This is a genomic window from Niveispirillum sp. GW835-FHT14G11 (assembly GCF_058793615.1).
Genome location: NZ_JBXAFZ010000007.1, coordinates 230,638 through 247,742 on the forward strand (window position 1 = coordinate 230,638; position 17,105 = coordinate 247,742).

Annotated in this window: 14 protein-coding genes; 8 read left to right on the forward strand and 6 right to left on the reverse strand. The window is 67.5% G+C overall.

Annotated features, from left to right (window positions below; all coding sequences use genetic code 11):
* Window positions 1–14 precede the first annotated feature (14 nt).
* Entirely contained in the window at window positions 15–293 is a 279-nt protein-coding gene (locus AC1Q7F_RS14950; protein WP_492508168.1) for a hypothetical protein, read from the reverse strand.
* A gap of 36 nt (window positions 294–329) precedes the next feature.
* A complete protein-coding gene (locus tag AC1Q7F_RS14955) occupies window positions 330–1,556 on the reverse strand; it encodes a CaiB/BaiF CoA transferase family protein (RefSeq protein WP_492508170.1) in 1,227 nt (408 codons plus the stop codon).
* Window positions 1,557–1,830: 274 nt separating this feature from the next.
* Here AC1Q7F_RS14955 and AC1Q7F_RS14960 point away from each other — a divergent pair, with 274 nt between their 5' ends.
* Complete coding sequence (locus AC1Q7F_RS14960) at window positions 1,831–2,610, forward strand: SDR family NAD(P)-dependent oxidoreductase (RefSeq protein WP_492508172.1); 780 nt, start codon at window positions 1,831–1,833, stop codon at window positions 2,608–2,610.
* A gap of 61 nt (window positions 2,611–2,671) precedes the next feature.
* On the opposite strand, the gene AC1Q7F_RS14965 is transcribed toward AC1Q7F_RS14960, so the two are convergent.
* Both AC1Q7F_RS14965 and AC1Q7F_RS14970 read right to left on the reverse strand, forming a co-directional pair.
* Complete coding sequence (locus AC1Q7F_RS14965) at window positions 2,672–3,148, reverse strand: MarR family winged helix-turn-helix transcriptional regulator (protein WP_492508174.1); 477 nt, start codon at window positions 3,146–3,148, stop codon at window positions 2,672–2,674.
* A 67-nt stretch (window positions 3,149–3,215) separates the two neighbouring features.
* A complete protein-coding gene (locus AC1Q7F_RS14970; RefSeq protein WP_492508176.1) occupies window positions 3,216–4,472 on the reverse strand; it encodes an acetyl-CoA C-acetyltransferase in 1,257 nt (418 codons plus the stop codon).
* A 158-nt stretch (window positions 4,473–4,630) separates the two neighbouring features.
* Here AC1Q7F_RS14970 and AC1Q7F_RS14975 point away from each other — a divergent pair, with 158 nt between their 5' ends.
* Window positions 4,631–6,289: an MFS transporter gene (locus tag AC1Q7F_RS14975; protein ID WP_492508178.1), complete on the forward strand. Its 1,659-nt coding sequence runs from the start codon at window positions 4,631–4,633 to the stop codon at window positions 6,287–6,289.
* A gap of 139 nt (window positions 6,290–6,428) precedes the next feature.
* Entirely contained in the window at window positions 6,429–7,745 is a 1,317-nt protein-coding gene (locus AC1Q7F_RS14980) for a spinster family MFS transporter (RefSeq protein ID WP_492508180.1), read from the forward strand.
* Between the two features lie 8 nt (window positions 7,746–7,753).
* Here the strand turns inward: AC1Q7F_RS14980 and AC1Q7F_RS14985 are convergent, their stop codons facing one another.
* Window positions 7,754–9,427: an FAD-binding protein gene (locus tag AC1Q7F_RS14985; protein WP_492508182.1), complete on the reverse strand. Its 1,674-nt coding sequence runs from the start codon at window positions 9,425–9,427 to the stop codon at window positions 7,754–7,756.
* Window positions 9,428–9,573: 146 nt separating this feature from the next.
* On the opposite strand from AC1Q7F_RS14985, the gene AC1Q7F_RS14990 reads away from it, so the two are divergent.
* From AC1Q7F_RS14990 to AC1Q7F_RS15010, 5 genes are all read left to right on the forward strand, one after another.
* Window positions 9,574–10,560 (forward strand): enoyl-CoA hydratase/isomerase family protein, encoded by a 987-nt coding sequence (locus AC1Q7F_RS14990; RefSeq protein ID WP_492508184.1) that lies wholly within the window; start codon window positions 9,574–9,576, stop codon window positions 10,558–10,560.
* On the forward strand, window positions 10,557–11,522 hold the full coding sequence (locus tag AC1Q7F_RS14995) for a CoA transferase (RefSeq protein WP_492508186.1): 966 nt from the start codon (window positions 10,557–10,559) through the stop codon (window positions 11,520–11,522). Before AC1Q7F_RS14990 ends, AC1Q7F_RS14995 begins: the two co-directional genes overlap by 4 nt.
* Complete coding sequence (locus AC1Q7F_RS15000; protein WP_492508188.1) at window positions 11,519–12,883, forward strand: amidohydrolase family protein; 1,365 nt, start codon at window positions 11,519–11,521, stop codon at window positions 12,881–12,883. The genes AC1Q7F_RS14995 and AC1Q7F_RS15000 overlap by 4 nt, the downstream gene beginning before the upstream one ends.
* A 168-nt stretch (window positions 12,884–13,051) precedes the next feature.
* A complete protein-coding gene (locus AC1Q7F_RS15005) occupies window positions 13,052–14,737 on the forward strand; it encodes a CocE/NonD family hydrolase (RefSeq protein WP_492508190.1) in 1,686 nt (561 codons plus the stop codon).
* Window positions 14,734–15,714, forward strand: a complete 981-nt coding sequence (locus AC1Q7F_RS15010) for an NAD(P)H-dependent flavin oxidoreductase (RefSeq protein WP_492508192.1) — start codon at window positions 14,734–14,736, stop codon at window positions 15,712–15,714. The genes AC1Q7F_RS15005 and AC1Q7F_RS15010 overlap by 4 nt, the downstream gene beginning before the upstream one ends.
* A 466-nt stretch (window positions 15,715–16,180) precedes the next feature.
* Here AC1Q7F_RS15010 and AC1Q7F_RS15015 read toward each other — a convergent pair whose 3' ends face one another.
* On the reverse strand, window positions 16,181–17,101 hold the full coding sequence (locus AC1Q7F_RS15015) for a cobalamin B12-binding domain-containing protein (RefSeq protein ID WP_492508194.1): 921 nt from the start codon (window positions 17,099–17,101) through the stop codon (window positions 16,181–16,183).
* Window positions 17,102–17,105 lie beyond the last annotated feature (4 nt).

Below are 17,105 nucleotides of genomic sequence, written 5' to 3' on the forward strand. Positions count from 1 at the left end.
GGATACCCCGTCAGTCAGTCGGACGCGGGCAGCGGCTTGGCGTCCTTCACCGACAGCGCCGTGCCGTTGACGCTGAGCGAGCCCTTGCCCGGCTTCACGCAGAGCAGTTCGAAGGTGCCGGTGGCATCGACGTAGCGCTTGCCCATCAGGGTGCCGCCGGCATGGGCGGGGTCCAGTGCGGCCGGGCTGGCCGGCCTGTCCGCCGCCATGGGCGCACCGCCGCATTCCACACTGCCCTGGCCGCACTTGATCACCATCAATTCGGTGTCACAGGCCGCGCTCTTCAGTTTCATACCCGGTTTCATGTCGTCATTCCTGTCACCGGGGCATCAGGCGATGGCGCCGACGCCCTTCAGCTTTTTGATCTGTTCCCATTCCATGCCGATCTCCATCAGCACGGTTTCGGTATGTTCGGATGCCTCCGGTGCGCGCGTGGTGGTGACGGCAGCACCGTTGAACTGCACCGGCCCGCGCACCAGCCGCAGGGGCTTGCCGCCGTCGGCGGCCTCCACTTCGAACAGCATGTCGTTGGCGAGCGCCTGTTCGTCGGCCGTCAGGTCCAGCAGGCTCTGGATCGGCGCCCATTGCCCGGAATAGGTCTTCAGGTGCTGGCGCCAATACGCGAACGGCTTGGCCGCGAACGCCTCCACCAGGATGGCGCTGGCCGCCGCCCAGTTCTCCATCAATGCCCGGACCTCGCAGAAGCGCGGGTCATCGGCCAGTTCCGGCCGGCCGACATGGGTGAACAGGCTGCGCGCATGCGGCCCCGGCTGCAACGTGCAGAGATTGATGGTGCCGCCATCCAGGGTGCGGAAATTGCCCATGAAGGGGTTGCCGGGGCTGGCACCGGACCGCGGCATGCGGTTGCGCATGACCGTGCCGGTTTCCAGATACATGTCGATCGATGTGCCCGACGCCCACCAGGCGGTGGACAGCAGCGAGACATCGACCTCCAGCGCCTCGCCCGTGCGCTCACGATGGAACAGGGCGGCGGCGATGCCACCCGCGATGTTCATGCCCCCGATACTGTCGCCGAAGGCCGGGATGCCCTGCTGCAAGGGTCCATCCAGTTCGGCCGGCGACATGTTGTGGGCGATGCCGCTGCGTGACCAGAAGGCGGTGCCGTCAAAGCCGCCGACATTGCGTTCCGGCCCCTTGTCGCCATAAGCACTGCCGCGCGCATAGACGATCTTCGGGTTCACGGCGCGGATATGCTCCACGTCGATCCGCAGCTTCTGCCGCGCGCCGGGCAGATAGTTGGTCAGAAAAACGTCGGCCGTTTTCGCCAGCTCATAGATCACCTGCTGGCCCTCATGGGTGCCGACATCCACGCCCACGCTGCGCTTGCCGCGATTGGGATGCTCCATCATGGTGTTGCGCCTAGGATCGACCTTCATCCCACCCAGATTGATGAAGCCGCGTTGTGCATCGCCGCGCTCGGGATGCTCCACCTTGATCACGTCTGCACCCCAGTCGGCCAGAATGGCGCCGGCGGCGGGCACAAAGGTGAACTGCGCCACCTCCAGCACCCTGATCCCCTTCATCACCTGTGTCATCGCCGTCCATTTCTCCGGATTTACTGGGTGAAGCTTGGCGGCGCCTATGCCGCTGGTCCCCTCAAGTTCGTGGCGAAAAATGGTCGCACGAAACAGTCATTTGCAAGCGCGATGGGGCGGTTCGGGGCCTTGGCGCCCGAGCTAACGCCACGGCGATATCACGGTGCGTCAACGCATTGCGCTGTTGAGCGGAACGGGGGACCGGGGAATGCTCCGGGCCAGGAAGGGCCTTATGCGGCCCCCACGCATTTCCATTCCGGTGAGAGTAAAGCCCATGAAAATCGACAGCTCCGTTGCGGCGGTGGTGACCGGTGGTGCCTCCGGCCTTGGCCTGGCGACGGTCCAGGCCCTGCGCGCGGCCGGCGCCAGGGTCGCCATCTTCGACATGAATGCGGAGGCGGGGGCCAGGGCGGCGGCACAGACCGGCTCCGTCTTCGTGACCTGCGACGTGCTGTCGGATGCCTCGGTTGATGCGGCCTTTGCGGTGGCGCGGGCGGCCAACGGCCAGGAACGCGTGCTGGTCTGTTGTGCCGGCGGCGGTAACGCCATCCCTACGGTGCGGCGCGACAAGGCGACGGGCGAGATCAAGATGTTCCCGGCCGAACAGTTTGAATGGGTGCTGCGGCTGAACACGGTCGGCACCTTCCGCTGCATCACGCGCGCGGCGGCGGGGATGATGGCGCTGGACCCGATCGACGGCGAACGCGGCGTGCTGATCAACACCGCGTCGGCCGCCGCGACGGAGGGGCAGATTGGGCAGGCGGCCTATTCCGCCGCCAAGGCCGGCATTGTCGGCATGACCCTGACCATCGCCCGCGACCTGGCGCGTGAGGGCATCCGCTGCTGCACCATCCAGCCCGGCATCTTCGACACGCCCGCCATGGCGCGGATGCCGGCGGAGATGAAGCAGGCACTGGGTGCCATGGTGCCATTCCCGTCGCGCCTGGGCGATGCCGGTGAATATGCCGGACTGGCGCTGGAGATCGTGCGCAATGCCTATCTGAACGGTACCACCATCCGCCTGGACGGTGCCATCCGCATGCAGCCGCGCTGAGGGCGGTGGCGACATACCGCTGACATTGGGCCGTGTCCACAAGGCGTTCCTGGAATGGGGATCAGACTTCCAGCTCCGCCGGCCAGGGCTCCGCGACATTGTCGGCGATCTTGCCCAGCAGCGCGTAAAGCTGGGTCAGCTCCGCCTCCGTCAGGCCGTGGAACGTCTCCTTCTCCAGCTGTTCGGCAAGCACGCCCAGCTGGGCCAGCAACGGTTCCGTGCGTTCGGTGACCTCCACATTATAGGCGCGGCGGTCATCGTTGCGCGGGGTGCGGCGCAGCATGCCTTCCTGGCACAGCTTGTCGATCAGCCGGCCGGCCGACGCCTCCGTGATCTCCAGCGTTTCCGCGATGGTCCGCTGCGTCATGCCGGGAAAGCGGGCGATGGCGGCGATCATGGTCCATTGCGAACGCGTCACGCCCAGGTCGGCCACCCGCTGGTCGAAGCGTTTGCGCAGGGTGCGCGCCGTCGCGATGATCTTCAGCGAAAGATCACGCCGGATACCGCCGCCGCTGCCCCTGAACATCTGGTTCGTCATCCAAGATCCTCCATCGGCCGACAAGATAGCGACCGGGTGCGCAAAAGAAAGCTGCAAACGGGCAGGGTCACAGCCGCTCGATGATGATGGCAGGCGCCATGCCACCGGCCGCGCACATGGTGATCAGTCCGTAACGCCCACCCGTCCGCTCCAGCTCATCCAATGCGGTACCGATCAGCACCGCGCCCGTGGCACCGATCGGGTGGCCCAGGGCGATGGCGCCACCATTGGGGTTCACAGCAGCCCGGTCCAGGCCGAGGTCGCGGATGACTTTCTCCACCACCACCGCGAACGCCTCGTTCACCTCCCAATGGTCGATGTCGGCGATGGTGAGGCCGGCCTTGGCCAGCACCTTGTGCGCGGCCGCCACGGGCGCGTTCAGCATCAGGGTCGGGCAGCCGCCCATATTGGCCGTGGCCACCACGCGGGCGCGCGGTCTCAATCCCCTGCGCTTCACGGCACCTTCCGACGCCAGCAGCAGGGCCGCTGCCCCATCGACATTGCCGGACGAGGTGCCGGCATGGTGCAGCGGCACGATGTCAAGATCGGGATATTTCAGGTTGACCAGCTGCTTGAAGGTTGTGCCGTCGGCCTGTGCCGGCATATCGGCGATGGCGGCGAAGGAAGGGGCCAGGGCTGCCAACTGCTCCACCGTCGTGCCGGGGCGGGGATGTTCGTCGCGGTCCAGGATCACGGCACCGTCATCGCCGACCACCGGGATCAGGGACCGGGCGAAGCGGCCTTGTGCGATGGCCAGGGCCGCGCGGCGCTGGCTTTCGGCGCCGAACGCGTCCAGTGCCGCGCGGCCGATCCCCTCCAGCGCGGCGATGGCGTCGGCGCACACACCCTGGTTGGATTGCGGGTGCCTGGCTGCCAGCCGCTCGTTGCCGCTGCCCAGGCCGCCCGGCGACTTCACGCCCGCCGCGCGCAGATCCTGACCATATTGGGTGACATAGGACATCATCTCCGTGCCGCCGGAGATCACCATATCCTCCATCCCCGCCATGATCTGGGCGGCGGCCAGGCTGGTGGCGGTCAGGCCACTGCCACAGAACCGGTCCAGGGTGACGCCGCTGACCGTGACGTCGAAGCCGGCATCCAGCGCCGCCATGCGTCCCATGTCGCCGCCCTGCAGGCCCATCTGCGCGCTGGTGCCCCAGATCACATCGTCGATGCATGCCGGGTCCAGATCGTTGCGGGTGCGCAGCGCCGACAGGACGGTGGCGGCCAGATGCTGGGGATGCAGGTGCGACAATGCCCCTTTGCCCATCTTGCCGATGCCGCGCGGTGTGCGCACGGCGTCGATGATGAATGCCTCGGCCATGGCCTTCTCCCCCTCAATGTCAGGTTTCAGCGGATATCGCATGTGCGTCGGCAAACCACCAATCGCCGGGGCGATTGATGCGGCACTGCGCCCGACATGTCTGGCGGGCGCTGGTGCGGGCGGTAGATTGGCGGGGTTGCCGGGGATGGGGGTGCCGTGTGGCTGATGGGGAAAGCGCGTCGGGGAAGGGGGGCGGCATCCTGGCGCCCCTGGGGGTGGTGGCCTTCCGCCGGGTCTGGCTGGCCAGCCTTCTCTCAAACTTCGGGCAACTGATCCTGGGCGTGGGGGCGGCCTGGGAGATGACGCGGCTGTCGCCGTCGCCGGCCATGGTGGCGCTGGTGCAAACGGCCCTGATGCTGCCCTTGATGCTGGTCGCCGTGCCGGCCGGGGCCATCGCCGACATGTTCGACCGGCGGCTGGTGGCGCTGGCGGGGCTGGGCTTCGCCATCTGCGCCTCGGCGCTGCTGACGGGTTTGTCGCTGCTGGGGCTGACGACACCGTGGCTGCTGCTGGGCTTCGCCAGCCTGATCGGGGTGGGCGTGGCCCTGTACGCGCCGGCTTGGCAGGCCACCTTGCCGGACCTGGTGGACCCGCCCCGCCTGCCGGCCGCCGTGGCGCTGGGCACCATCAGCTATAATATTGCGCGCAGCGTCGGGCCGGCCATTGGCGGCGGCGTCGTCATGGCGTTGGGCGCAGGGACGGCCTTTGGGCTGAACATGGTCTGCTATGTACCGCTGTTCCTGGCCTTCCTGCTGTGGCGGCGTCCGGCGTCCGCATCCGCCCTGCCGCCGGAGCGGCTGGACCGGGCCGTGGTGGCGGGTGTCCGCTACGCGCTTTATTCGCAGCCCATCCGCCGCGTGCACGCCCGTGCCTTCCTGTTCGGGGTGGCAGGGGCGGCGGCCTTGGCGCTGGCGCCGCTGGTGGCGCGCGACCTGCTGGGCGGCGATGCCGCCGCCTTCGGCCTGCTGCTGGGGGCCAGCGGTGTCGGGGCGGTGGCGGGTGCCCTGATGGTGGGGCGGGTGGAACGGCGTCTGTCGATCGAAGGTGCGGTCAGCCTCTGCGCCTGCCTGTCGGTTGTGGCACTGGTCCTGGCCGGTTTCAGCCGGCATCTGGCCCTGTCCTGTGGGGCTCTGTTCCTGGTGGGGGCGACCAATATCCTGACCATCGCGCTGTTGAACGTCACGGTGCAGTTCGCGGCCCCGCGCTGGGTGACGGGGCGTGCGCTGTCCCTGTTCCAATGCGCGCTGACGGGTGGCATCGCGTTGGGTGCGGCGCTGTGGGGGATGGTGGCGGCAAGGTTCGGCGTGGATATGGCGCTTTACGCCTCGGCCGGCCTGATGGGCGTGCTGCCGCTGGTGGGCCGCCTGTTCCCGCTGATCCGCAATGCCTATGCCGATCTGGCCCCCGCCGACATCCGCAGTGACCCGGAAGTGGCGCTGGAGTTGGCCCTGCGCTCCGGCCCCGTCGTGGTGGAGCTGGATTATAAGGTGCGGGCAGAAAAGGTGGGGGATTTCTATGACGCCATGCTGAAGCTGGCGCATGTGCGGCTGCGCAATGGCGGTTTCGACTGGTCGCTGGCCCGCGATATCAGCGATCCGGAGATATGGACGGAGCGCTATCATTGCCCGACCTGGGGCGATTATCTGCGCCTGCGCACCCGCTTCACCCAGGCCGACATTGTGGCACAGAAGGCTGCCGACGCCCTGACCTTGCCGCTGGACCGGCCGCGCGTGCGCCGCCGTCTGGAACAGCCCTTCGGGTCCATCCGCCCCAACCCGGTTCCCGACCCGGCACCGGTGGAGAATTTCGGGCCCTGAGGGTGGTGCATGCACCAAGGCTTGCCCGTGAGTGCCCAGTGGGGTTTGGACCATTGCCGTCATGGTGCCGGCACCGAATAGTGGGCCGGGCGCCGCGACAGGCGGCAGGTGACCTTAAAAAGAATATGGGGGAGGCAGCGTGGACAAGGGCATTCCAGAACCGTCGGCCGGCGGGCCCGTGGACGAGATTTCCGCGGCCAGGCGCTGGTACATGCTGATCGTGCTGGCCCTGGTCGGCAGCGTCAGCATCATCGACCGGCAGATCATCAATATCCTGATCGAATCCATCCGCCGCGACCTGTCGCTGAGCGACAGCCAGATCGGTTTCGTGACCGGTCTGGCCTTTGCCGCCACCTATATGGTGATGTGCATTCCGGCGGCACGTCTGGCCGACCGCTGGTCCCGCCCGCGCGTCATCGCCATCGCCGTGACGGTGTGGAGCGTCATGACCGTGCTGTGCGGGACGGCGCAGAGCTTCTTGCAGCTGTTCCTGGCCCGCGTCGGTGTCGGGTTTGGGGAGGCGGGCGGCAACGCCCCGTCGCAGGCCATTGTCGGCGACATCTTCCCCCGGCAGCGCCGCGCCACGGCCATGTCGATCCTGCTGCTGGCTTCGCCCATCGGCATCGGCACCGGCCTGCTGTTCGGCGGCTGGGCGGTAGAACAGTTCGGCTGGCGCGCCACCTTCCTGCTGGCCGGGTTGCCGGGGCTGATCCTGGGGCCGCTGGTCTTCCTGACCTTCCCCAAGGTCCGCAAGGGCATGGCTGACGGGGTGCGGGCAGAGCTGCCGCCGCTTTCCTTCTTCGCCACGCTGCGCCAGCTGTTCGCCATCCGCACCATCCCCTATCTGACGGTGGCCGGTACGCTGACGGCACTGCTCAGCATGGGGATATCCAGCTGGGTGCCGGCCTTCCTGCTGCGCTCCCACGGGTTGAGCCAATCGGAGATCGGGGCGTCGTTGGGCCTGGCGCTGGGCACGGGGTCGCTGATCGGGCATATCGTGGGCGGCCCGGCGCTGGACCTGTTGGGCAAGCGCGACCTGCGTTGGCATTTCTGGGTGCCGATGATCACGGTGCCCACGGCGGGCCTGCTGGCCGCCGCCGCCTTCCAGGCCCCCATCGGGCAGGTCTTCTGGCTGCTGGCGTGTCAGGTGATGCTGGCCGGCCTGATCGCCGGTCCCATGGTGGCCATCGTCATGACCCTGGCACCGGTCCAGGCCCGCGCCACCGCGTCCGCCTGCATCTTCCTGATCATCAGTTCGCTAGGCGTTGGGCTGGGGCCGCAATTCATCGGCATCGTCAGCGATCTGCTGCGCCCCGTTTATGGTGAGGAATCGCTGCGCTGGGCGCTGCTGTCCGCCACCTTGCTGGCGGTGCCGGCCCTGCTGTCCTACCTGATGGCCAGCCGCCATTACCGCGCCGATATCGCGGCGGCGCAGGAAAGGAACAAGGGGGTGTAGCGCTTACGCTACGCCCCCACGGCATGCAGGGCCGCGACATAGCCCCAGGTGAAGGAGGGGCCGATGCTGGACCCCGCCCCCGGATAGGCGCGGCCCATGACCGAAGCGGTGGAAACGCCCGTGGCGTACAGCCCCTCGATCACCGACCCATCGTCGCGCAGCACGCGGGCATGGGTATCGGTGACGACGCCACCATAGGTGCCGACATCGCCGGGCACCACGGGAACCGCATAGAAGGGGCCCTGGTCGATGCGGCCTAGCGACTTGGACGGGGCGTGGAACGGATCGCCCAGCCAGTCATCATAGGCGCGCTCCCCCCGGTGAAAATCCGTGTCCCGCCCCTGATCCACAAAGCCGTTGAACCGGTCGATGGTGGCGCACAGCGCCTCTGCGGGCACATCGATGCGGGCTGCCAGTTCCGCGATGCTGCCGGCTTGGCGCAGATAGTTCCGTTCGGTCCAGGCGGCCGGCTTCTTCTTGCCCGGCATGGTGCCGGCCAGCATGTAATCGGCGATGTAGCGGCTGTCAAAGATGGCCCAACTGGGGATGGCGGGCACGGTCCGGTTACGGGCCAGCATGTTGCGGCAATATTGCATGTAGGACCCGCCCTCATTCTGATACCGCACGCCTGATTGGTCGACCAGGATGGCGTGCGGCTTGGCGGTCAGGCTCTGGGCCGGGGGCTTGATGTCAGCTGCCTCTTGGCCCGGCGGGATGGTGGTCTGGTATCCCACCATCTCCTCCATCTGCGCCAGGGCGGCGCCGTGGCGCGCCATCTCCAGGATCATGCCGCCCGTATCGGTCTCGATGGCGTTGCTCCAGTCGGAGCGGGTACCGGGCTGGTACCGGTCGCGCATGTCCTGGTTGCGGGCGAAGCCGCCAGCATTGACCAGGATGCCCAGCCGCGCGCCCACGCGCCACGGCTTGCCGTCCCGGATGGTGACCACACCGACGGCGCGCCCATCCGCGATCAGCAGTTCGTCCACCGGGCTGTCGGTGCGGAGTTCCACCCCGGCTTTCAACGCCGCCTGCAGCATGCGCCCCTGCAGCGCCGCCCCGGCGGAGACATATTGTTTACCGGTCAGTTTTGCCCGGATGGCGCGCAGGATGACGCGGCCGATGACCTTCTTCGACGCCCAGCTCCTGCGCATCCAGGGGATCTGGAACGCCTCCTCCAATGTGGCCGGCACGGGCATGAAGCCAGGGCGCAGCTTGTGCTTCCAGGGGCCCAGTTCGTTGATGTCGAACAACTCCGCGATCACGGTGCGGCCCTGCTTCAAGGCGCCGGGCCGTTCATCATAATAATCCGGCCACTGGCCGACGCGGGTCAGGCGGATGCCCTTGGCCACCAGGAATTCCACCATGCGCGGGGCTTGGCGCACATAGGTTTCCCGCCGCTCGCGGGTGGCACCCGGCGCGTCTGCGGCGTCACCCACGACATTGTCCAGATAGGTGAGCGTCTGTTCGGCGCTGTCCCGGATGCCGTCACGTTTCAGGAAGGGATTGCCGGGGATCCACATGACGCCGCCCGATTTGGCCGTCGTACCACCCACCAGGGCAGCCTTCTCCAGGATCAGGACGGACTTGCCGGCATCGCGCAGGACCAGCCCGGCGCACATGGAGCCGCCACCGCTGCCCACCACCAGGAAATCCACGATCTCATCGAAGGCGCTGTTGGCCATTTCTTCTTCTCCCGCTTGACGCGCGCCCATGTTTTTCGGGATCGGGCGCAACTGGCAATGCCGATCGGGGCCGGGGGCCGCTCATATCGCCAGGGCGTCGTGCAGGCGGCTTTCACGGGTGGTGCGGCCGGGATAGGCTGGCGCCGATGATCGATCCCGACCCCCTGGATATCGCCGAATTCTCGGCCCTTGGCGCCCGGCCCTGCCTGGTGGTCGATGCCGCCCGCTTCCGGCGCGGGCGCGTTCCCATCCAGTCGGTGGTGATCGGCACCGATCCCGGCGGCGCGTTGCCGTCCGTCGATCCGGGAGATTTCGACCTGCTGCTGACCAGTGCCCCTGACCCGCCTGCACCCTGGGTCGGGGGGACGTCCTGCGTAAAGGGGGTGGAGCGGCTGGCCGGGCAGGTGGCCTCGTTCCCCATGGCGGCGACGATCCTGTGCCAGACAATGCGGCTGGTGGAACGGTTGCCGTTCAATGACGGGCTGACGGTTGAGTCTCTTGCCTATTCCACATTGCTGGGCGGGGCGGCGTTCAAGGCCTGGCTGGCGCGCCGCGGACCGCGGCCCGTCCCCCCTCAGCCCGCGGGTGAGCGGGTGCGTGTGGAGCGCGAAGAGGATATGCTGATGCTGACCCTGGACGATCCCGCCGGCCGCAACGCCATGAATGCCGGCATGCGCGATGCGCTCTACACCGCGCTCGCCAATGCACTGGCCGACCCCAGTGTGCCCGACGTGCGGTTGGTGGCGTCGGGCAAATGCTTTTCCACTGGAGGGGACCTGGCGGAATTCGGTACGGCCCGCGACCCGGCCGCCGCCCATCTGGTGCGCACGCTGCACGCCAATGCGCGGCTTTGTCATGAATTGGGCGACAGGCTGGAAGTGGTGTTCCATGGCGGCGCCATCGGGTCCGGGCTGGAGGTGCCCGCCGCCGCGGCCCGGCGTGTGGCCCGGGCGGGCGCTTGGTTCCAGTTGCCGGAACTTCGCATGGGCCTGATCCCCGGTGCGGGCGGCACCGTCAGCCTGTCACGCGCCATCGGCCGGCACCGGACGGTGTGGATGGTGCTGTCGGGCGCCCGCCTGCCGGCGGAGCGGGCGCTGGCCTGGGGGCTGGTGCAGCAGGTGCTGCCCGCATGAAGGCAGCGCTGCATACGGTCCTGCGGGACTTGGGCCGACGCTTGACGGTACCTGTCGAGCCGGAGACCCTGCTGCGCCGGGATGGGGCGCTGGGTTTGCAGCCACCCGGCCGGTCCTCCCCCAACGGCCACTGCCGACTGGTCCGGGCGCTGGATGGCTGGGTGGCCGTCAACCTGGCCAGGCCGGACGATCGGGAGACGGTGCCGGCCTGGCTGGAAGTGGATGCAGGCGGCAATCCATGGCGTATCGTTGAACAGATTCTGCCAGTCCGCCACAAGGTGGCGCTGCAGGAGCGCGCCGTGCTTCTGCATCTGCCCGTGGCATGTGTGGGGGAAGTGTTGGCGTCCTGGCCGGAACTGCGCCAGCCCGGACAGGGGTGGGGCAGACTGCGCCGGGTGGTTGATCTTTCGGCGCTGTGGGCCGGGCCGCTGGCGGGCGGGCTGCTGGCGGCGGCGGGCGCGGAGGTGGTGAAGGTGGAAGGCCCTAACCGGCCCGACCCCACGCCCATTCGCACCCCGGACCTGGACCGGCGGCTGAACGGGGGCAAGCGGCGGCTGGTGATGGCGCTGGACGATCCGGCATTGATCGAGCTGATCGCCGGGGCGGATGTCCTGGTCACGTCGGCCCGGCCCCGGGCGCTGGCCCGCGTTGGCCTGACGCCGGAGAGGTTGTTTGCATTGAAACCCGGCCTGCTGTGGGTCGCTGTCACGGCCCATGGCTGGGCGGGGGAGGGGGCGGCGCGGGTCGGGTTCGGGGATGATTGTGCGGCGGCGGGCGGGTTGCTGGCGTGGGAAGACGGTGTTCCGCGTTTCCTGGGCGATGCGCTGGCGGATCCCTGCACCGGCCTGATCGCGGCGCTGGCAACGTTTGAGGCGGTGCGCGACGGTCGCGCCGGGCTGCTGGATGTGTCCTTGGCCGGCAGTGCCGCATGGGTGGCGGCGCGCATGCGGGGATGCGCATGACCCGCGCCGACCTCGTCATCCGCAACACGCGCGATATTGACGGGCAGGCCCTGACGGTGGTGGTCCGGGACGGGCTGGTCGCCGACTGGGGTGACGGGGCGGGGTGGACAGGGCCGGAATTGGATGGGCGGGGCGGTTTGCTGCTGCCTGGCTTCCACGATCATCACCTGCACCTGCTGGCCAGTGCGGCACGGATGGCGTCGGTCGACCTGACGGGGCTGGTGACGGAGGATGCGGTCATCGCCGCTCTGCGGGCTGCGGACAAAGGGCAGGCACCCGATCGCTGGCTGCGGGCCGTCGGATATGACGAGCGCGCGGCGGGACTGCCCGATGCGGACCGGCTGACACACTGGATGGCGGACCGGCCCCTGCGTCTACAGGACCGGACGGGCGCGCTGTGGATGCTGAACCGGACCGGGCTGGACCGGCTGGGGCCGGCACCGTTTGCGCCGGGCGTGGAACGGGATGCCGACGGGGCGCCCACTGGCCGTATCTGGCGGGAGGATGGCTGGCTTCGCGACCGGCTGGGCGGACAGGTACCGGACCTTGCCCCCCTGGGCAAAGCCATGCTGCGGGCCGGGATCACGGGTGTCAGCGATGCCGGGGCCGGCAACGGGGCGGCGGAGGCAGCCCTGCTGTCGGCGGCCGGCCTGACCCAGCGCCTGACTCTGATGGGCAAGGCCGACCTGCCGCCGGGGGAAGGGTACCGGCTGGGGCCGGTGAAGATCGCCTATGATGAGCGCGACCTGCCACCGGTGGAGCATGTCGCCGACCGCATCCGGACCGCGCGACAGACCGGCCGGCCGGTGGCGGCGCATTGCGTGACTCTGACCGAACTGGTCGTCTATCTGGCGGCCCTGGATCAGGCCGGTGGCGCCCGGGCCGGTGACCGTATCGAACATGGCGGGATCATCCCGGCGGGCCTGATCACGGAGATCGCCGAAAGGCGGCTCACCGTCGTGACCCAGCCCTGTTTCATCCATGACCGGGGCGATCGGTACCGGACGGTGATTGATCCGGCGGAGACGGATGATCTCTATCGGCTGGGCAGCCTGCGGGCCGGTGGCATCGCCGTGGCCGCCGGGTCCGATGCGCCCTATGGATCGCTGGCGCCGCTGGACGGTGTCCGGGCCGCGATGGCGCGGCGGACCAGGGAAGGGGCTTTGCTGGGTGCCGGTGAACGGCTGGGCTTGCGCGCTGCCCTGGGCCTTTATCTAGGGACGCCCGATAATCCGGGGCAGCCGCGCTGGCGCTTGCGTCAAGGAGAGCCGGCTGATCTCTGCCTGCTGTCGGGCGACGGGGAGGGGCGACAGGTGGCGGCGACGCTGATCGGCGGGCAGGTGCTGCATCATTCAGACTGATTGCCTGGATTGGGCCGCGCGCATGCCGCTATTGGTACCCATCCAGCCATCGTGGCCGCGATGGCTGGGGCCGGCCCTCCCTCCCGATCTTGGCAGCGGACGGACCCTGCCCTTATGGAAGGAACCGCGCCGGCCGGGACCGGATGCATCATCCGCCGGAGAGGTGTCATGGCAGATTGGGGCGTGGCCCGCTGGATCGCCGGGAAGATTTTCGGCCTGCCACCCCGGCAGACGCGACGGGTCCGCGTAGAGCGCGACCTGCCCGTTGCCATGCCGGATGGCAGCATCCTGCTGGCCGACCGGCATTTCCCGCAAGGCCGGGTGCCGCTGGGCACCGTGCTGATGCGCAGCCCCTATGGCAAGGGGACCCTGTTCGGGCTGATGGCCGGCCTGCTGGCTGAACGCGGCTTTGCGGTCGTCGTGCAGTGCGTGCGCGGTACCATGGGATCGGGCGGGGTCTTCGACCCGCTGCGCCAGGAACGCAATGACGGAGCCGCCACCATCGACTGGCTGCGCGCCCAGCCCTGGTTCAAGGGCCCGTTCTTCACCTTTGGCCCCAGCTATTTGGGCACGGTGCAATGGGCGATGGCGGATGTGGCGGGGGATCGGCTGGACGGCATGGGCACGGCCATGACCCTGTCCAATTTCCGTGACCATATCCTGCATGGCGGCGGCTTCTCCCAGGCGTTCACCCTGGGCTGGGCGGAGCTGATGCGGCAGATGACCGATCCCGTTCCTGGCCGGAAGATGCGCCGTCCGAAAGAGGGCAGCCTGGACGCGGTGCACGGGTGCCTGCCCGTCGGCACCCTGGATGTGGCGGCGTTCGGCCAACCCATACCCTGGTGGCGCGACTGGGTCCTGCATGAGGACACGACCGACCCCTGGTGGCGGGCGGTCGATTTTTCCGGGGCGGTGACGCGGCTGGACGCGCCCGTGACCATGGTCGGTGGCTGGCAGGATGTGTTCCTGCCCTATCAGATCCAGGATTTCGAGGCACGGCAGGCGGCCGGCAAGCCCGCCTTCCTGACCATCGGGCCATGGCAGCACGCGTCCATGCGCGGCATGTTCGAGGGGCTGAAACTGTCGCTGGCGATGTTTGCCCGGCTGGCGGCGGGTGATCGGGCGAATGGTGGCCGGGCTCCCGTGCGGCTTTACCTGCAGGGGCCGGGGGAATGGCGGGATTATCCATCCTGGCCGCCGCCGGCAGCGCTTGGCGTTGATTTCTTTCTGCGTGCCCGCGGGGGGCTGGATCGGCAGCCGCCGCAAGCCGGCGAGGGGAGCGGCTGTTTCACCTATGATCCGGCCGATCCGACGCCCGACATTCACGGACCCCGCACCATCGGCGGCACCAGAGTGCGCGAGATGTCGGCGCTGGAACGGCGGGGCGACGTGTTGGTCCATACCGGTGCCCCCTTGCAGGGCGACATGGATGCGATCGGCCCGGTAACGGTGGACCTGCATGTCCGCGCGGACCGGGTACAGGCAGATTTCTTCGCCTGTCTCTGCGATGTCGATCCGAAGGGCCGGTCGATCCAGGTGTCCGACGGCTATCTGCGCCTGCGCCCGGACGCCCTGGTGGGGGACGGATCGGGCATGCGCCGCATCAGTGTTTCCTGCTGGCCCACGGCATGGCGGTTCCGGCGCGGGCACAGGCTGCGCCTGATCATCGCCGGCGGTGCCCATCCGCGTTTTGCCCGCAACAAGGGCACGGAGGGGCCGCTGGCCACCGCTACCGACCTGATGCCGACCCGGCAGGAAGTTTTCCATAATGACAATCATGCCTCCGCCCTGCGCCTGACCATTGTCGAGGCGCGCGGGGCGGACGGCAAACCAGTGAAGGAGAACGCGAGATGATCAAGACGAGACTGACGGAACTGCTGGGCATCGAACGCCCCATCGTGCAAGGCGGCATGCAGAATGTCGGCTATGCCGAGCTGGCGGCGGCCGTGTCCAACGCTGGCGGCCTTGGCATCCTGACCGCCCTGACGCAACCCTCGCCGGAAGCGCTGACGGTCGAGATCGCGCGGTGCCGTTCCATGACGGACAAGCCGTTCGGCGTGAACATGACCGTGTTCCCCACGACGCGCTCCCCCGATTACCAGGCCTATGCCCAGGCCATCATCGACAGCGGAGTCACGGTGGTGGAAACGGCCGGTACCTCGGCCGTGGCGCCGATATGGGAGATGTTCAGGGCCAATGGCCTCAAGATCCTGCACAAATGCACTTCCGTCCGTCACGCGATGTCGGCCGAACGCAAGGGGGTCGATGCCATTTCCATCGACGGGTTCGAATGTGCGGGCCATCCGGGGGAGGATGACATACCCGGCCTGATCCTGATCCCGGCCGCCGCGGACAAGGTGCGCATCCCCCTGATCGCGTCGGGTGGGTTCGCCGATGGGCGCGGCCTGGTGGCGGCTTTGGCCCTGGGTGCGGAGGGCATCAATATGGGCACGCGCTTCTGTGCCACCGTGGAGGCGCCGATCCATCCGAACGTGAAGCAGGCCTATCTGGACAATGACGAACGCGGCACCAACCTGATCTTCCGCAGGTTCCATAATACGGCCCGCGTCGGCAAGAACGCCGTTTCCGACGAGGTGGTGCGCCGCCTGTCAGCCCCCGAGGCGGTGTTCCAGGATGTGGCGGAACTGGTCGCCGGTGCCAAGGGCCGTGAACTGCTGAAGACCGGCGATATGGCACAGGGAATCTTCTGGGCCGGCATGGCCCAAGGCCTGATCCATGACGTGCCCACGGTGCGGGAACTGCTGGACCGCATCATGGCGGAAGCGGAAGCCATCATCGGCAATCGCTTGGCCGGGCTTGTGGAGTTATGAGAGAGCGTGGGATGTCCGAGGTGGCTGAAGTTGCGGCTGGACCGCAAAGGATGGTATCGGCCAGGGTGGGGCTGCCGATCAGGTCGTACCAGCGATCACCGGGATCTGGCTACGGCACTTTGATCCAGGTGTTTTGCCGTCCTAGGCGCTGAACGCTGCCCAGGTTGCGGCCGTGCTGCTACCGATGCAGGGGGACCAACGGCTGAGGAAGGAGGGTTTCCAAAGCTCGCTACGCGTTGTCACGGAATGGGCGACCCATCGGCCCACCGGGCTGACCAGATGGGAGCAGGTCAAACTGTATCCGCTGTGAAAACAGGCTCCTGCTGACCAAGGAGGGGCTCAGCCACGCCATGAAGCGGGCCGGTTCCCGCGCGGGAACCGGTTGTGTGGAAGGCAAACTGCTGTTGGGAAATGCAGGGAACCATCTAAAAGTCGGCCTGGCGCATAATCCAAGCGCAAAGAACCCTTATACGTGACTTGCGATTTGCATGACGTCGAGGGCTGAGCGTGTAACGAAGTCTGCCCCGATGCGTTTGAAGGCCGACGGTGCTGCGATGACGGCGGGGCCGCCAACGGCAATTTTTATCTGCCGACCCTTGGGGATTGCGTGAACGCGGCGTACAACCTCCGAACAGGTCGTAACCTCGTCGACACGGCTAACGGAAATCCCAAGAAGATCATAGGGTTGACTGGAAAGCCGCTTATACAGACCCTCATCAACCTCAAGATCGCTGCCACCATCGACCATCCAGCCCATGTCGCGAAAGCAGGAAGCAACGATCGACACACCCAGGGTGTGCTGAGCGCCATGCGTACGGGCGAGCAGGATGCGCCGCTGCGTACTCAGGTTGACGGACGATGCGGCTCCGGCGTGGGAGACATGGTTTACGATCATGCTCAGCCGTGTGGAGGCGACAGCCACCTGCATGAAATCGGCTTCATCCGAACACCAACGATTACCAAGCTGCACTGCGACGGGGGCGAACAGATGTACGGCAAGCGTTCGGACGGGAATGGAGGCGCGTATCAGCTCTTCGGTGATGCCACGATGCTTGCGTGGATCCGGGGCGATCAAACAGCTCAACAGGCTGCTGCGATAACCGATCGCCTGATCCACTCCTGGCATCTGGCGGGCAAGGGGGTGATGTTCTGGATAGAGCATCAGATCCTCACCACCACCCGAATGCAGGTCCTGGTGGTTGGATGCCGTGTCTGAATGGCTTGCACCGACGATGCTCGACACGGAACTCCTGATCGCACGCTCCAGCATGCGGTGATCATTAGTGTCCAGGTGGGCTTCTTCAGCCGAAGATTTCGTGTGTCGTGACGCCGGATGCCGTGCAGAGTTTGATAACCCGCCTGGCCGCTTGTTATCTTTGTTGGCCATGTCC

Excerpts from the sequence above, each read along its gene's own strand:
- AC1Q7F_RS14950 (WP_492508168.1), bottom strand. The coding sequence starts at position 293 with ATGAAACTGAAGAGCGCGGCCTGTGACACCGAATTGATGGTGATCAAG.
- AC1Q7F_RS14955 (WP_492508170.1), bottom strand. The coding sequence starts at position 1,556 with ATGACACAGGTGATGAAGGGGATCAGGGTGCTGGAGGTGGCGCAGTTC.
- AC1Q7F_RS14960 (WP_492508172.1), top strand. The coding sequence starts at position 1,831 with ATGAAAATCGACAGCTCCGTTGCGGCGGTGGTGACCGGTGGTGCCTCC.
- AC1Q7F_RS14965 (WP_492508174.1), bottom strand. The coding sequence starts at position 3,148 with ATGACGAACCAGATGTTCAGGGGCAGCGGCGGCGGTATCCGGCGTGAT.
- AC1Q7F_RS14970 (WP_492508176.1), bottom strand. The coding sequence starts at position 4,472 with ATGGCCGAGGCATTCATCATCGACGCCGTGCGCACACCGCGCGGCATC.
- AC1Q7F_RS14985 (WP_492508182.1), bottom strand. The coding sequence starts at position 9,427 with ATGGCCAACAGCGCCTTCGATGAGATCGTGGATTTCCTGGTGGTGGGC.
- AC1Q7F_RS14990 (WP_492508184.1), top strand. The coding sequence starts at position 9,574 with ATGATCGATCCCGACCCCCTGGATATCGCCGAATTCTCGGCCCTTGGC.
- AC1Q7F_RS14995 (WP_492508186.1), top strand. The coding sequence starts at position 10,557 with ATGAAGGCAGCGCTGCATACGGTCCTGCGGGACTTGGGCCGACGCTTG.
- AC1Q7F_RS15000 (WP_492508188.1), top strand. The coding sequence starts at position 11,519 with ATGACCCGCGCCGACCTCGTCATCCGCAACACGCGCGATATTGACGGG.
- AC1Q7F_RS15005 (WP_492508190.1), top strand. The coding sequence starts at position 13,052 with ATGGCAGATTGGGGCGTGGCCCGCTGGATCGCCGGGAAGATTTTCGGC.
- AC1Q7F_RS15010 (WP_492508192.1), top strand. The coding sequence starts at position 14,734 with ATGATCAAGACGAGACTGACGGAACTGCTGGGCATCGAACGCCCCATC.
- AC1Q7F_RS15015 (WP_492508194.1), bottom strand. The coding sequence starts at position 17,101 with ATGGCCAACAAAGATAACAAGCGGCCAGGCGGGTTATCAAACTCTGCA.